13 protein-coding genes are annotated in these 14249 nt (G+C 64.5%); 8 read left to right on the top strand and 5 right to left on the bottom strand.

Going from position 1 to position 14249, the window contains the following annotated elements:
- Positions 1-169: 169 nt before the first annotated feature.
- Both ACMUJL_RS02685 and ACMUJL_RS02680 read left to right on the top strand, forming a co-directional pair.
- Positions 170-754 (top strand): HNH endonuclease, encoded by a 585-nt coding sequence (locus ACMUJL_RS02685; protein ID WP_068292747.1) that lies wholly within the window; start codon positions 170-172, stop codon positions 752-754.
- Between the two features lie 94 nt (positions 755-848).
- The gene (locus tag ACMUJL_RS02680) at positions 849-1394 is read left to right on the top strand and encodes a YaeQ family protein (protein WP_068293107.1); all 546 of its coding nucleotides are present in this window, start codon (positions 849-851) and stop codon (positions 1392-1394) included.
- Between the two features lie 107 nt (positions 1395-1501).
- Here ACMUJL_RS02680 and ACMUJL_RS02675 read toward each other — a convergent pair whose 3' ends face one another.
- The 4 genes from ACMUJL_RS02675 to ACMUJL_RS02660 form a co-directional block, all read right to left on the bottom strand.
- A complete protein-coding gene (locus ACMUJL_RS02675; RefSeq protein WP_068292745.1) occupies positions 1502-1996 on the bottom strand; it encodes a bactofilin family protein in 495 nt (164 codons plus the stop codon).
- Positions 1986-3329 carry a DUF5930 domain-containing protein gene (locus ACMUJL_RS02670; protein ID WP_416914105.1) on the bottom strand — a complete coding sequence of 448 codons (1344 nt, stop codon included), beginning with the start codon at positions 3327-3329 and terminating at the stop codon, positions 1986-1988. The genes ACMUJL_RS02675 and ACMUJL_RS02670 overlap by 11 nt, the downstream gene beginning before the upstream one ends.
- A 168-nt stretch (positions 3330-3497) precedes the next feature.
- Positions 3498-4322, bottom strand: coding sequence for a ferritin-like domain-containing protein (locus ACMUJL_RS02665; protein WP_375570636.1), 825 nt, complete (start codon positions 4320-4322; stop codon positions 3498-3500).
- Between the two features lie 54 nt (positions 4323-4376).
- Positions 4377-4838: a peroxiredoxin gene (locus tag ACMUJL_RS02660; protein WP_375570638.1), complete on the bottom strand. Its 462-nt coding sequence runs from the start codon at positions 4836-4838 to the stop codon at positions 4377-4379.
- Between the two features lie 214 nt (positions 4839-5052).
- Between ACMUJL_RS02660 and ACMUJL_RS02655 the strand changes: the two genes are divergently transcribed.
- The 6 genes from ACMUJL_RS02655 (at position 5053) to ACMUJL_RS02630 (ending at position 13758) form a co-directional block, all read left to right on the top strand.
- Positions 5053-8421 (top strand): DUF3971 domain-containing protein, encoded by a 3369-nt coding sequence (locus ACMUJL_RS02655; protein ID WP_375570640.1) that lies wholly within the window; start codon positions 5053-5055, stop codon positions 8419-8421.
- Between the two features lie 103 nt (positions 8422-8524).
- Complete coding sequence (gene queA, locus ACMUJL_RS02650) at positions 8525-9580, top strand: tRNA preQ1(34) S-adenosylmethionine ribosyltransferase-isomerase QueA (RefSeq protein WP_375574031.1); 1056 nt, start codon at positions 8525-8527, stop codon at positions 9578-9580.
- Between the two features lie 134 nt (positions 9581-9714).
- On the top strand, positions 9715-10980 hold the full coding sequence (locus tag ACMUJL_RS02645) for an MFS transporter (RefSeq protein WP_068292736.1): 1266 nt from the start codon (positions 9715-9717) through the stop codon (positions 10978-10980).
- 110 nt (positions 10981-11090) lie between these two features.
- Entirely contained in the window at positions 11091-11666 is a 576-nt protein-coding gene (locus tag ACMUJL_RS02640; RefSeq protein WP_068292735.1) for a DUF924 family protein, read from the top strand.
- A gap of 114 nt (positions 11667-11780) precedes the next feature.
- Positions 11781-13175: a dihydrolipoyl dehydrogenase gene (gene lpdA, locus ACMUJL_RS02635; RefSeq protein ID WP_375570643.1), complete on the top strand. Its 1395-nt coding sequence runs from the start codon at positions 11781-11783 to the stop codon at positions 13173-13175.
- 22 nt (positions 13176-13197) lie between these two features.
- The gene (locus ACMUJL_RS02630; RefSeq protein ID WP_375570645.1) at positions 13198-13758 is read left to right on the top strand and encodes a class I SAM-dependent methyltransferase; all 561 of its coding nucleotides are present in this window, start codon (positions 13198-13200) and stop codon (positions 13756-13758) included.
- Positions 13759-13761: 3 nt separating this feature from the next.
- Here the strand turns inward: ACMUJL_RS02630 and ACMUJL_RS02625 are convergent, their stop codons facing one another.
- Positions 13762-14118 (bottom strand): rhodanese-like domain-containing protein, encoded by a 357-nt coding sequence (locus ACMUJL_RS02625; protein WP_068292730.1) that lies wholly within the window; start codon positions 14116-14118, stop codon positions 13762-13764.
- Positions 14119-14249: the final 131 nt, after the last annotated feature.

Raw genomic sequence — 14249 nt, 5'->3', positions numbered from 1 at the left:
TTTCATCTGTCATCTGCCTGTTGCATGACCGGGCTACCTGTCGCAGGGCGGGGGCAGGTAATGGGGCTTGCCGGATGCGTGCCACGATATATAGTCATGCCATGACGGGGCGGGTGCACCCGCTCTGGAGCCAGGTAGCGGCAGACAGGGCAGGGGAGCTTTGCGCCAGATGAATGGAGACTTCAGAACAGAATTCGTCAGGGAACCGGCCATGCTGCGGAATCATCCGGCGCTGGTGCTGAACGCGGATTACCGGCCCTTGTCCTATTACCCGCTGTCGCTGTGGCCCTGGCAGGAGGCGGTCAAGGCGGCCTGGCTGGACCGGGTCGATATCGTGGCCGAATACGACCACGTGGTGCGAAGCCCCAGCACGGTGTTCAGGCTTCCCTCGGTCGTGGTGCTCAAGGATTACGTCAAACCCCAGAAGCGCGTGGCCTTCACGCGCTTCAATCTTTTTCTGCGGGACGAATTCAGCTGTCAGTACTGCGGTGCCAAGGGTGATCTGACCTTCGATCACGTGGTGCCCCGCGCGTCGGGCGGTATCACCAGCTGGCAGAACGTGGTCGCTGCCTGCGCGCCGTGCAACCTGCGCAAGGGTGCGAAATCCCTGCGCCATGCGGGCATGCACCTGCGCAAACCGCCGCGCGCGCCGGGGGCCGAGGAATTGCGCAACATGGGCCGCAAGTTCCCGCCGAACCACCTGCATGAAAGCTGGATGGACTATCTCTACTGGGATGCCGAACTCGAGGCGTGATCGACGGCTCCTATCGCATCGCCCAGTCTTATCCGCTTTCACAGGGCCACCAAACGCAGTAGGCATGGCCATCCTCGCAGGTTTGGGACATGACATGGCGCAGAATGCCACGATCTATAAGGTTGAACTCTCTGTCTCTGACATGGATCGCCACTATTACGAGACGCACAAGCTGACCATCGCGAAACATCCCTCCGAAACGGATGAACGGCTGATGATCCGGATCGTCGCTTTTGCCCTCAATGCGCATGAGCATCTGGAAATGACCAAGGGCCTGTCCACCGATGACGAGCCGGATATCTGGCAAAAAAGCCTGAGTGGCGAGCTGGATGTCTGGGTGGCCCTCGGGCTGCCCAGCGAAAAGGTGATCCGCCAATCCTGTGGCAAGGCCGGCAAGGTGATCGTCTATCCCTATGGTGGCAGAACCGCCGACATGTGGTGGGACAAGATCAAGACCAGCACCACCCGTTTTGCAAATCTACAGGTCGTCAGCTTCCCCGAGGATGACACGCTTGCACTGGCAAAACTGGCCAGCCGCGCCATGAAACTCCAGATCAATATTCAGGACGGCGATATCATGATCGGCGTCGGGGACAGCATCGTCAACCTCAGCCCGCTGACATGGAAACAGGCGGCCTGAGGCAGGGTGTCACCGGGGGCATAAAACCCCGCAGACACCCCGGTCGCGGGCAGAAAAAAGGCGCCGTCTGCGATGCAGCGGCGCCTTTCTCATGTCTTTGCGTGCGATCAGCTTGCGCTGTCGGTCCCGGCGGCCTTGGGGGCAGGGGCGCTGCCCTTGGGCGTCAGCGGATCGTCCTGACGCTGCACCGAGCCTTCGAAATGCGCGCCGGATTCGATCGCGATGGTCTTGTGGATGATGTCGCCCTCGACCCGTGCGGTCGATGTCAGGCGCACCTTCAGGCCACGCACGCGGCCCACGATGCGGCCGTTGATCACCACGTCATCGGCCACAACCTCGCCCTTGATGGTCGCGCTCTCGCCGATGGTCAGCAGATGCGCACGGATGTCACCATCCACCGAACCTTCGACCTGGATATCGCCCGAGGTCTTGAGGTTGCCCGTGATGTGCAGATCCGAGGACAGCACCGAGGCCGGCGGCTTGGGCTTCGGCGCGCTGGCCTTGAAGTCATTGGGCGCAGTGGCCGAGGTTTCCGGCATCGTCGGTTTGGGGGCCTCGGGCGCCTTGGGGCCCGGCTCGTTGATTTTGCTCTTAGAAAACATCGTTTGCAGCCTTGATATAGATCATTGGATTGACAGCCTGTCCGCCCACGCGCACTTCGTAGTGCAGGTGCGGGCCAGTCACACGCCCAGAGGCTCCCATATCACCGATACGGTCCCCGCGCGATACCCTTTGTCCGACGCTCACGTTAATTTTGGACAAATGGGCGAAACGCGTCTCGATTCCGAACTCGTGCCGGATCTTGACCAGGCGGCCATAGCCCGACTGCCAGCCCGCATGGATCACGGTGCCATCGGCCGTCGCATAAAGCGGCGTGCCCACGGGGCCTGCGAAATCGACGCCTTCATGCATGCGCCGCCCGCCCGTCTTGGGGTCGCGCCGCACGCCGAAACCGCTGGTGAAGCGGAAACCCGATTTCACCGGCGTCGCAAAGGGCGCCTTTTGGGCGGCGATGCGGTAGATGTTCAACTGGTCCATCTGGTTGAGGATCCGGTTGGCCCGTTCCGTGTCGGGCGTTATCGTGTCATCTCCCCGCGTGGAAAAGCTCAAAGGAGTCAACGGACCTCCCTGGCCGGAATAGCCACGGCGCACCTGGCTGATGATGGAATCGGTGTTGAGCCCGGCCGACCGGAACATCTTGTCCAGCGGCGCGACAGAAACCGACATCGCCTCTTCCAGCTGGCGGAAGATCTGGTCGTTCTGGTCCTGCATCAGCCGGATCTCAAAGGCCATCTCGTCGGCGCGGATCAGCGCCTCCTCGGCATCGGCGCGCACAAGGTCGCGCTCGGCGGCGGTTTCGGCCAGTGCCATGGACAGGAAATCGATCGCCTCGCCCGCCGCGGGGCTGGAGGCCATGACCGTGCCATTCCCGCCGGTGCCGCCTTCCATCTGTTCCCTGAGCGCGGCCAGTTCGACCCGCGCGGCCTCGCGCTCGCGCATGGTGCGGCGCAGCGTGGTCTGGATGACCTCGATCCCGGTCTCCATCTCGCGGCGACGGGTTTCGGATTGCAGCAATTGCGACTGCATCACCGAGATCTGGCCAAGGGCCGAGTTGAACCGCTCCTGCGCGGCCAACGCCTCGGCGGCGCGCGCGTCACGTTCCGAGGCCAGCACGTTCAGCCGCATCTCGTAGGTGCGCTGATCCCGTTTGGCCTGTTCGCGGAAATTGCCCGATCCGATGCTGTCCATCAGCAGGATCGCTGTCGTGATGATTGCCCAGGCCACCACGAGGGCGCTGCCGGAAAAGGCGATCAGCTGCGTGCCCGGCTTGAGCCGGATGAATCGTGTGTCTGTGTCTGATCGCAGAAACAGCCGTCTTTCCGGAAACCAACGCTCGAGTGTCGCGTGAACCCGGATTGCCAGTCTTGTCCTCACCAGTCTGTCCCTTGTTCCATCCCCACAAGGGCGGCCGCTTGGTCCCCACCGGGCCAACCCCTCAAGAGGTGGTAAACAGACCTGACCGCTGGAGCAAGACGTTTGCGGCAAGAATGCGGACGAGATGGGCAAATGCCTGAAAATGGGCAAGAACCCGCCGACTCGTGATCAGCCTGCGGGGATATCCTCGGTCAGCGGCCAGTAGAAATCGGGCGGAAGGCCCGCCTCGGCGCGCTTTTCCTCGTTGAAGGGCGCCTTCAGCAGCCCGTGGAAATAACGTCTGACAAGGCCGTGGAACACGTCCTTCGGGTCCAGGTCGTGGCGTCCGCACAGAAAGTGAAACCACTTCGATCCATAGGCGACATGGCTGACTTCCTCGGCATAGATCACGTTCAGCGCCTCGACCGTGCGGCCGTCCCCGGCCTTTTCGAAATGCGCGATCATGCCGGGCGTCACATCAAGGCCCCGCGCTTCCAGCACCATGGGCACGACGGCAAGCCGGCCCATGATGTCATCCGCGGTGTCCGAGGCCGCGCGCCACATGCCGGCATGGGCGGCCAGTGCGCCGTAATGGCTGCCCTGTGCTTCAAGACAGTCGCATATCAGGTTGAAATGCTTTGATTCCTCATCCGCCGCCTTGACCCAGTCATCATAGAAACCCAAGGGCATCGGTGTGTCGGTGAAACGGGCGATGATGTCCCAGTGCAGATCGACCGCGTTCAGTTCGATATGGGCCACGGCATGCAGCATGGCGATGCGGCCCTGCGGGCTGCCGGGCTTGCGACGCGGGACATCGCGCGGATCCAGAAGCGCCGGCGCCGCGGGCCGCGCGGGGTGGTCGGGCGGCGTGGCCTGCCCGATCGGCAGGGGGTCCCCCGCCGCCCGCGCCGCGCGCCAGGTGGCGGCATGGGCATGGGACAGGGCGGTCTTGGCGCGCCCGTCGGCGGTTGTCAGAACCTCGACCGCCATCTGCGCCAATGTCTTGCCCGTCATCCCCGCCCGTCCTTTTCCTGCCCGCTCGTTTCCCGCCCGTCCTGTCGCACGCGCTTACAGCGCCTTCGCGGCTTCCAGCACCTCTTCGGCATGGCCGGGCACCTTGACCTTGGCCCAGATCCTGGCGATCCGGCCCTCGCCGTCGATCAGGAAGGTGCTGCGCTCGATGCCGAAGAACTTCTTGCCATACATGGATTTTTCCTTCCAGACCCCATAGTCCTCGCAGACCGAGCTTTCGGCATCCGACAGCAAGGGCGCGCGCAGGCCATGCTTGTCGCGGAACTTGTCATGGCTGGCGATATCCTCTTTCGAGATCCCGAAGACCTGCACGCCCGCGGCGGCGAACTGGTCCAGCAGGTCGGAGAAGGCCTTGTTTTCCGTGGTGCAACCCGGCGTGTCGTCGCGCGGATAGAAGAACAGGACCACCGGGGCCGGGCGCAGGGACGACAGGCTGACAGTGCCGCCGCCATCGCGCGGCAAGGTGAAATCCGGGGCTTGATCCTGGGGTGCGAGCATTTTCGTGTCCTTCCGTGAACGGCGTTGGTGAATTTGTGAATTTCAAATTAGGATGTGACAGGCGACAATAAAGGCAGGTGAGCGCAAGTTTCACCACAAATGCAGCGCGGGACCAAAGACAAGGCCTTGCGGGCAGTTGATAACTGGGGACAAGGGGCAAGGTCAGGCCGCGTGCGCGGCAGGGCCGCAACGGCGGGGCAGCCATGCCCCGACCATGGGCGCAGACAGGCAGGCAGACCGGATCGGGATGACATCGCAGGATCGGGACAACACGCAAGGCGCGTCCACGCCGGACGAGCAGGCAGCACAGCCCGCGCGGCGGGCCGGCCGTGGCCTTGCCGCCTCGATGATGTGGTCGGTCCTGCGCACGATCATGGTGCTGGTGGTGCTGGTGGGGCTTGGGGGGACGGCCCTGTCATGGCTGGTCAGTCGGCCCATCGTCGCCCCGGACTGGCTGCGCGACCGGATTGCATCCCGCGCGGCCGAGGCGCTGCCGGGGCTGACACTGGGGTTTTCCGACCTCGTGATGATCGTCGATGATGGCTGGACGCCCCGGATCAGGCTGCGCGACGTGTCGCTGGCCTCGGCCGAGGGGTTGCCCATCATGTCGCTGGGCGAGATCGAGGTCGGCGTCTCGGGCGAGGCGCTGTTGCGCGGCAAGATCCAGCCGGGCCGCGTGACCCTGTCCGGTCTCAGGATGACGATGCGCCGGATGGCCGACGGCACGTTCGACCTGGCGCTTGGCGATGCGCTGCCCCCGGTGGAACGTGCGCCGAACCCCGCCGCGCTGATCGAGGGGCTGGACAACCTGCTGACACAGCCACGCTTTGCCGGGCTGCGGGTGATCGACGCCGACAACCTTGGCCTGCGCTACGAGGATGCGCGCACCGGCCGCGCCTGGCAGGTGGATGGCGGGCGGCTGGAACTGCGCCGCGACGGCGATGACCTGCGGCTGCGCGGGGATGTGGCGCTGCTGTCGGGCTATGACTATGCCACCTCGCTCAGCATGAATTACACCGGTCGGATCGGCACCTCGGCGGCGCAGATCGGGCTCAGCTTCGAAGACATCACGGCCGTGGACCTGGCCAGCCAGTCCAGTGCGCTGGCATGGCTTGGCGTGTTGCGCGCGCCCATTTCGGGTGCGATGCGGGTCAGCGTCGATGAGGCCGGCACCCCCGGCCCGCTGAGCGTGGCGCTGCAGATCGGCCAGGGCGTGGTGCAGCCCAGCGACGAGGCGGCCCCGATCCCTTTCGACGCCGCGCGCGCCTACATGACCTTCACCCCGCAAACCGGACAGCTGGCCTTCGATGACCTGTCGGTGCGCAGCAAATGGATCACGGCCCGCGCCGAAGGACATGCCACCATCGCCGCGCTGCAGGATGGCTGGCCCGCCAGCCTGCTGGGGCAGTTTCGCATCAGTGACATCATTGCCGACCCGGCGGATCTTTACGAAACCCCCGTCGAACTGGAAGAGGCGCTGCTGGACCTGCGCCTCGACCTCGAGCCGTTCCGCCTGTCGCTGGGGCAGTTGACCCTGTTCGACCGGGGTCAAAGGCTGCTGCTGGACGGGCAGGTCGGCATCACGTCGGATGGCTGGAAAGTGGCCGTCAACGGCAGCATGGATGCCGTCCTGCCGGAACGCGTGCTGCAACTCTGGCCCGAACGCGTTGTGCCCAACACCCGCAACTGGGTGGCCGAGAACCTGCACAGCGCGCGTCTGCACGATATCCAGCTGGGATGGCGGCGCAATCCGGGCGGCGAGGACAAGCTGTACCTCGGGTTCGGTTTCGACGGGGCGAATGTGACCTATGCGCGCGACATGCCGCTGCTGACCGATGCCGCGGGTCAGGCCAGCCTGACCGGAAACCGTTTCGTGGTCAGTGCGACCCGTGGCCGTGTGACCCCTCCGGCTGGCGGTACGCTTGATCTGGCGGGCACCAGTTTCATCATTCCCGACGTGCGCCAGCGCCCGGCCCGGGCGCAGGTGCGGCTGGTGGGGCAGGGCAGCATCACGGCGGGGCTGTCCATGCTGGACAGTCCCAATCTGCGGCTCATCGAAAAGGCGGGCCGCGCGGTGGACCTTGCCGATGGGCAGGCCGAGGTGACGGCCCTGATCGACCTGCCGCTGATCCGCCCCATGGCGCCTTCGGATCTGCGCTTTGCCGTGACCGCACGTCTGCGCGATGTGCAAAGCACGCAGATCATGCCGGGCCGGACCCTGCGCGCCGCGGCGCTGGACCTTAGGGCCGATACCACCAGCCTCAGCATCGGGGGCAAGGGCCTGCTGGGCGATGTGCCTTTCGACGCGACATGGAGCACCACGCTGAAGGACAATACGCGCGGTGAAAGCCAGGTCAGGGGCACTGTCACCCTGTCGCAGGCCTTCGCGGATGAATTCAGGCTGGATCTGCCGCCCGGAACCTTCAGCGGTGCGGCCCAAGGGCAGATCGCGCTGGACCTGTCGCGCGACGGCACGCCGCGTTTCAACCTGACCTCTGACCTGGCGGGTCTTGGTCTTTCGGTGCCGCCCCTGGGCTGGAGCCTGCCGCGCGCCAGCCGTGGCAAGCTCGAGGTGCGCGGCAGCCTTGGCACGCCAGTGGCGGTGGACCGGATCGCGCTTGAGGCGCCGGGCATGAACCTGACCGGGGCGATTGAGCTTACGCCCGAGGGGCAACTGGGCACCGCGCGTCTGGACCGTGTGCGCGCCGGTGACTGGCTGGATGCCCCCGTGACCCTGACGGGACGCGGGGCGGGACGTGTGCCCGCGATCGCCGTGACCGGCGGCACCGCCGACATGCGGCGCAGCACCCTTGGCGGATCGGATGCGGGCAGCGCCCAGTCCGGGGGACCGCTGCGCGTGGCGCTGGATCGGCTGGTCATCACGGAAGGTATCGCGCTGACGGGCTTTCGCGGCGATTTCAACACCAATGGCGGGCTGGATGGCAATTTCCGCGGCAGCGTGAACGGCGAGGCCGAAGTCGTCGGTCGCGTGGTGCCGATGAACGGGCGCAGCGCCTTCCGCATCCAGTCCGATACGGCTGGCCGCGTGATCGCCGCCGCCGGGTTGTTGCCCCAGGCCCGCGACGGCACGCTGGACATGACACTGCGCCCCGCCGCGGCACCCGGCAGTTACGACGGCACGCTGCGGGTGGACAACCTGCGCCTGCGCGATGCACCGGCGCTGGCCGCGCTGATCAACGCCGTCAGCGTGGTTGGCCTTCTGGAGCAGATGAACGGAGCGGGGCTTCACTTTGCCGAGGTCGAGGCCGATTTCCTGCTGACGCCCGACCGGGTCGTGCTGCGCTCCGGCTCGGCCGTGGGGGCCTCGCTGGGGGTGTCGATGGACGGTATATATGATGTCGCGCGCAAGCAGATGGAATTCCAGGGCGTGTTTTCCCCGGTCTACATGATCAACGGGATCGGATCGCTGCTGACCCGCAAGGGCGAGGGGCTGATCGGCTTCACCTACCGTCTGCGCGGCACGCCCGAGAACCCGCAGGTCCAGTTGAACCCGCTGTCCGCACTGGCGCCGGGCTTCCTGCGCGAGGTGTTCCGCCGCCCCGCGCCCGATGCCACCCCCTGAGGCATCTTGGGTAGTTGCAGGTCGGGGGCGCTATGTCTATCTGCCCCAAGACCGTCAGCCGCCTCAGGCGACCACCCTGCCCATGCCCAGCACGAGACCGCCCATGCACCTGTCCGATTTCGACTTCGACCTGCCCGATGACCTGATCGCCACGCGCCCGGTCAAGCCCCGCAGCGCCGCCCGGCTTCTGGTGGCCGATGGCGATGCCTTCCATGACGCCCATGTGCGCGATCTGACGACATGGCTGCGGCCGGGCGACAGGTTGATCCTGAACGACACGCGGGTGATCCCCGCGCGCCTGTTCGGGCAGCGCCACCGGCATGGCGAGGCGGGCGATACCTCGGCCCGGATCGAGGTCACGCTGCTGGAGCCGCGCCCCGGCGGGCTTTGGTCCGCGCTGATCAAGCCGCTGAAAAAGCTGCGCGAGGGCGAGACGGTCGTGTTCTCGGATGATCTTTCCGCCGTGCTCGAAGGGCGCGAGGACGGGCAGGGCCTTTTGTCCTTCAACCTGACCGGCCCCGATTTCGACGCAGCCCTGGCCGAGGCGGGGGCGATGCCGCTTCCTCCCTACATCGCCGCGCGCCGCGCGGCGGATGCGCAGGACAAGGAAGATTACCAGACGGTCTGGGCCAAACGGTCGGGGGCCGTGGCCGCGCCCACGGCCTCCCTGCATTTCGACGAGCCGCTGCTTGCGGCGCTGGCCGCGATGGGCGTGCAGTTCACCCATGTGACGCTGCATGTGGGGGCGGGCACCTTCCTGCCGGTCAAGGTCGATGACGTGACCACCCACCGCATGCATGCCGAATGGGGCGAGGTCAGCGCGACCGCCGCCGCCGAGATTGCCGCGACACGGGCAGCGGGTGGCCGGATCATCCCCGTGGGCACCACCGCGCTGCGCCTGATCGAAACGGCGGCGCGCGCGACCGGCCAGATCGCGCCTTTTTCGGGCGATACCGACATCTTCATCTATCCCGGCTTCACCTTCCACGTGACCGACGCGCTGATGACCAATTTCCACCTGCCGAAATCCACGCTGATGATGCTGGTCTCGGCGCTGATGGGGCAGGACAGGATCCGGCGGATCTATGCCCATGCCGTGGCGGAACGCTACAGGTTCTTCTCCTATGGTGATGCCTCCCTGTTGATCCCGCCGCGCTGAGATGTGAGTGAGGGGCCAACACAAGAACCGCGACACGGATGAGTTGTTTTTGTCCATGACAGGCAAGGCAGGCCCCCGTTAGCCTGCCGTTACATTCCCGTGGCACGAGGTGCGGCGCTGCCAAGGAGGGCCCAATGCTGAAATTCCTGTCCAATGCATGGGCGCTTCTGCTGGGGCTATTGCTGCTGATGATCGGCAATGGCTTGCAGGGTACGCTGCTGGGTGTGCGCGGCGAGATCGAGGGGTTTTCCACCTTCGAGATGTCGATGATCATGTCGGCCTATTTCGTGGGCTTTCTGGGCGGATCGAAGCTTGCGCCCGAAATGATCCGCCGCGTCGGCCATGTGCGGGTCTTCGCCGCACTTGCCTCGTTGATTTCGGCGGTGCTGATCCTTTATCCCAGCTGGCCCAACCCATGGGTCTGGATGGCCTGCCGCGTGGTGATCGGGTTCTGCTTCTGCGGGGTCTATGTGACCGCCGAAAGCTGGCTGAACAACGCCGCCACCAACGAGACACGTGGCCAGGCGCTGTCGATGTACATGCTGGTGCAGGTCGGCGGCATCATGATCGCACAGGGCCTCCTGCTGGTGGCCGATCCCGGTGGTTTCATCCTTTTCGTGATCCCGTCGGTCCTGGTCTCGATCGCCTTTGCCCCGATCCTTCTGTCGGTCACGCCGACGCCGGCCTTCGACACCACGAAGCCGATGACCCTGGGCCAGCTGTTCAAGGTTTCGCCGCTGGGCTGCATGGGCATGTTCCTGCTGGGCGGTGTCTTTGCCGCGCAATTCGGCATGGCCGCTGTCTACGGTGCGCAGACCGGCCTCAGCATCCCCGAAATCTCGATGTTCGTGACCGCCTTCTACCTGGGGGCGACGATGCTGCAATTTCCGCTGGGCTGGCTGTCGGACCGGATGGACCGGCGCATGCTGATCCTGCTGACCGCCGCACTTGGCGGGTCTGGGGCGCTTCTGGGCATGGTGGCGGGGACGTCCTTTCCCTTGTTGCTGGGCGCGGCCTTTCTGGTCGGCGGCACCAGCAACCCGCTCTATTCGCTGCTGATCGCCTATACGAACGACTTTCTTGACCGCGACGACATGGCGGCCGCGTCGGGTGGGCTTTTGTTCATCAACGGCCTTGGCGCGATTGCAGGCCCGCTTGTCACCGGGTGGATGATGGGCGTTTTCGGGTCGCCCGGCTACTTCCTTGTGATCGCGGTCCTGCTGATTTCCCTGGCGCTCTATGCCGCGTATCGCATGACCCAGCGCCGCGCGCCGGCCATATCCGAAACCGCCACCTATACGCCGATTTCGCCCACCGCGACCTCGGTCGCGCTGGATGTGGCGCGCGAATATGCCATCAGCACCGCCGACGCCGAGCAGGAGCGCGACAAATCGGCCTGATACCGCAACCATCAGATTGTATGACGAAACTGTCGTAATTATTTACTGGGCAGGTTGGTTGAAGGTTTTGTAACCTTTTTATGATCCCGGCAACGGTGAGGAGGGGCGTGATGGTAAGTGCGGACGAGGTGTTGTCATTCTGGCTGGATGACCTGACGCCGGCAGATTGGTATGCAACGGATGATGCGCTGGATCAGAGGATCCGCGACAGGTTCATGGGCGCATGGGAAGAAGCGGTCGAAGGGGCGCATGGCCTCTGGCTGACCTATCCCAGCGGGGCGCTTGCCTATGTCATCCTGACCGACCAGTTCCCGCGCAACATGTTCCGCGGCTCTGCCCGCGCCTTCGAAACCGACCGCAGCGCGTTGGCCGCGGCCAAGAACGCCATCGACCGCAAATGGGATCTGAAGATCGCGGAACCGGCCCGCCAGTTCTTTTACCTGCCTCTGATGCATTCCGAGAACCTGTGCGACCAGGAACGCTGCGTGCGCCTGATGCATGAACGGATGCCGGAAACCGGTGCGTCCAACCTGTTGCATGCCAAGGCCCATCGCGAGGTGATCCGCCTGTTCGGCCGTTTTCCCTATCGCAATGCCGCACTTGCGCGCCCCTCGACCGCGCCGGAACGCGACTATGTCGATCAGGGCGGCTATGGCGAGACCGTCCGGCAATTGCAGGCCGGTTGATCCTTCCAGACAGGTCATGACCGCGACCGGGACAACCCAGTCGCGGATATGCCGCGTTGATGCTTTGCCGAAATTAGTTTAACGTCAAACTAATTTCTGGATTCGGAGGGGCGCATGTCTGCCAAAGCATTTGATCTGATCGTGATCGGCGCGGGGCCGGGGGGCTATGTCGCGGCGATACGCGCGGCGCAGCTGGGTCTGAAGGTCGTGATCGTCGAACGCGAGAACCTTGGCGGCATCTGCCTGAACTGGGGCTGCATCCCGACCAAGGCGATGCTGCGGTCCTCCGAAGTGTTCCACCTGATGCACCGGGCCAAGGAATTCGGTCTTGGCGCCGAAAACATCACCTATGATCTGGACGCGGTCGTGAAACGCTCGCGCGGGGTGGCCAAGCAGCTGTCCTCGGGCATTGGCCACCTGATGAAGAAGAACAAGATCACTGTCGTGATGGGCGAGGCGACGATCCCCGCCAAAGGCCGCGTGACCGTCAAGACCGACAAGGGCACCGAAGAGCTGAGCGCGCCGAACATCGTGCTGGCCACAGGCGCGCGGGCGCGCGAATTGCCTGGTCTCGAGGCGGATGGCGATCTGGTCTGGTCCTATCGTCACGCGCTGGTGCCGCCGCATATGCCGAAAAAGCTGCTGGTCATCGGTTCGGGCGCCATCGGCATCGAATTCGCCAGCTTCTACAACACGCTTGGCGCCGACACGACCGTGGTCGAGGTGATGGACCGCATCCTGCCCGTCGAGGACGAGGAAATCGCGACATTTGCGCGCAAGTCCTTCCAGAAGCAGGGCATGAAGATCCTTGAAAAATCCACCGTCAAGCAACTGGACCGCGCCAAGGGCAGCGTGACCGCGCATATCGAAACCGGCGGAAAGGTCGAGAAAATGACCTTCGACACGGTGATTTCCGCCGTGGGCATCGTCGGCAATACAGAAGGTCTGGGGCTTGAAGCCCTGGGTGTCACCATCGACCGCACCCATGTGGTGACGGATGCTTATTGCCGCACCGGGGTCGAGGGGCTTTATGCCATCGGCGACATCGCCGGCGCGCCCTGGCTGGCGCACAAGGCCAGCCACGAAGGTGTGATGGTGGCCGAGCTGATCGCGGGTGGCCACCCGCATCCCGTCAAACCCGAAAGCATCGCGGGTTGCACCTATTGCCATCCGCAGATCGCCAGCGTCGGCCTGACCGAGGCCAAGGCCAAGGCGGCGGGCCATGAAATCAAGGTGGGCCGCTTCCCCTTCATCGGCAATGGCAAGGCCATCGCACTGGGCGAGGCCGAAGGCATGATCAAGACCGTCTTCGACGCGAGGACGGGCGAGTTGCTGGGCGCGCATATGGTGGGCGCGGAAGTGACCGAACTGATCCAGGGCTATGTGATCGGTCGCACGCTGGAAACCACCGAGGAAGACCTGATGAACACGGTCTTCCCGCATCCGACCCTGTCCGAAATGATGCACGAATCCGTGCTGGACGCCTACGGACGCGCGCTGCACTTCTGATCGCCGAAAGGCCCTGTGACCCGTGACGAGTTTGAACCGCATCGTTCTTTATCGTGAAAGCAAGGCGCTGATCCGCGCCTTGCAGCCCGAAACGCTGGATGTGGCTGAAATCTCGGGCAAGTTCGGCGAACGCTTCACGTTCCGCAGTTACACGCAGCTGCGCTATCCCAAGCATGACATCTGCGCGGGGCCGATCCGCGACGAGGCGGGCAAGCCGATGAAATTCGACCTGATCCTCGCCAACCAGGTCTGGGAACATCTGGACCGCCCCTTTGCCGCCACGCGCAACATCTATCGGATGCTGCGACAGGGCGGGCATTTCTGGGTTGCGGTGCCCTTCATGATCCCGTTCCACGGCGCGCCCGTGGATTGTTCGCGCTGGTCGGCGCGCGGGCTGAAGAACCTGCTGATCGAAGGCGGCTTCGACCCTGACGAGATCCGCAGCTTTCAATGGGGCAACCGGCACGCCGCGCGGCGCAACCTTGAAGATGCGTGGCCGCCGGAACATGATCCGGCGACCGATGATCTTGAGAACGATCCCGACTTTCCGATCCTGTCCTGGGCTATCGCCCGCCGGACCTGAGGATCAGCGCTCGATTGCGCCGCCCGCTGCGGCCCAGTGCTGCAGACCACCCAGGTTATGCGTATCGGCATGGCCCAGTTTCTGCAGGATATTAGCGGCCATCCCCGAACGGGCACCCGAGGCGCAGTAAAGCGCGATGGGCTTGCCACCGGCCAGCCGCGCGTCGAAATCGGGATGGCGCGGATCGGCCATCATGGGCAGGCGCATCAGCGGAATATGCAGCGCACCCCGCGCCTTGCCGGTCTGCGCCACCTCGGAATGATCACGCACGTCGATCAGGATCATGTCACCCGCCGCGACGCGCGCAATGGCATCGGCAATGGGCAGGGCGGGGGAAGACTGACGCTTGAAACCGAACATGGGGGCAGGTCCTTTCTGCGGGGTATGACGTGCAGGCAATGTGGGTGGCCTGCGCCACCGGTCAAGATCGTCTAGCAAATAAATTCCAAAAATGGAATATTAAAGTGACACTTCCGCCTGCTTTCGTGCCG

This window comes from Seohaeicola sp., from assembly GCF_048006315.1.
Lineage (GTDB): Bacteria > Pseudomonadota > Alphaproteobacteria > Rhodobacterales > Rhodobacteraceae > Seohaeicola.
This window is presented reverse-complemented; position numbering and strand designations above follow the sequence as displayed.

Excerpts from the sequence above, each read along its gene's own strand:
- ACMUJL_RS02655 (WP_375570640.1), top strand. The coding sequence starts at position 5,053 with ATGGGCGCAGACAGGCAGGCAGACCGGATCGGGATGACATCGCAGGAT.
- ACMUJL_RS02685 (WP_068292747.1), top strand. The coding sequence starts at position 170 with ATGAATGGAGACTTCAGAACAGAATTCGTCAGGGAACCGGCCATGCTG.
- lpdA (WP_375570643.1), top strand. The coding sequence starts at position 11,781 with ATGTCTGCCAAAGCATTTGATCTGATCGTGATCGGCGCGGGGCCGGGG.
- ACMUJL_RS02675 (WP_068292745.1), bottom strand. The coding sequence starts at position 1,996 with ATGTTTTCTAAGAGCAAAATCAACGAGCCGGGCCCCAAGGCGCCCGAG.
- ACMUJL_RS02640 (WP_068292735.1), top strand. The coding sequence starts at position 11,091 with ATGGTAAGTGCGGACGAGGTGTTGTCATTCTGGCTGGATGACCTGACG.
- ACMUJL_RS02645 (WP_068292736.1), top strand. The coding sequence starts at position 9,715 with ATGCTGAAATTCCTGTCCAATGCATGGGCGCTTCTGCTGGGGCTATTG.
- queA (WP_375574031.1), top strand. The coding sequence starts at position 8,525 with ATGCACCTGTCCGATTTCGACTTCGACCTGCCCGATGACCTGATCGCC.
- ACMUJL_RS02665 (WP_375570636.1), bottom strand. The coding sequence starts at position 4,322 with ATGACGGGCAAGACATTGGCGCAGATGGCGGTCGAGGTTCTGACAACC.
- ACMUJL_RS02680 (WP_068293107.1), top strand. The coding sequence starts at position 849 with ATGGCGCAGAATGCCACGATCTATAAGGTTGAACTCTCTGTCTCTGAC.
- ACMUJL_RS02625 (WP_068292730.1), bottom strand. The coding sequence starts at position 14,118 with ATGTTCGGTTTCAAGCGTCAGTCTTCCCCCGCCCTGCCCATTGCCGAT.
- ACMUJL_RS02660 (WP_375570638.1), bottom strand. The coding sequence starts at position 4,838 with ATGCTCGCACCCCAGGATCAAGCCCCGGATTTCACCTTGCCGCGCGAT.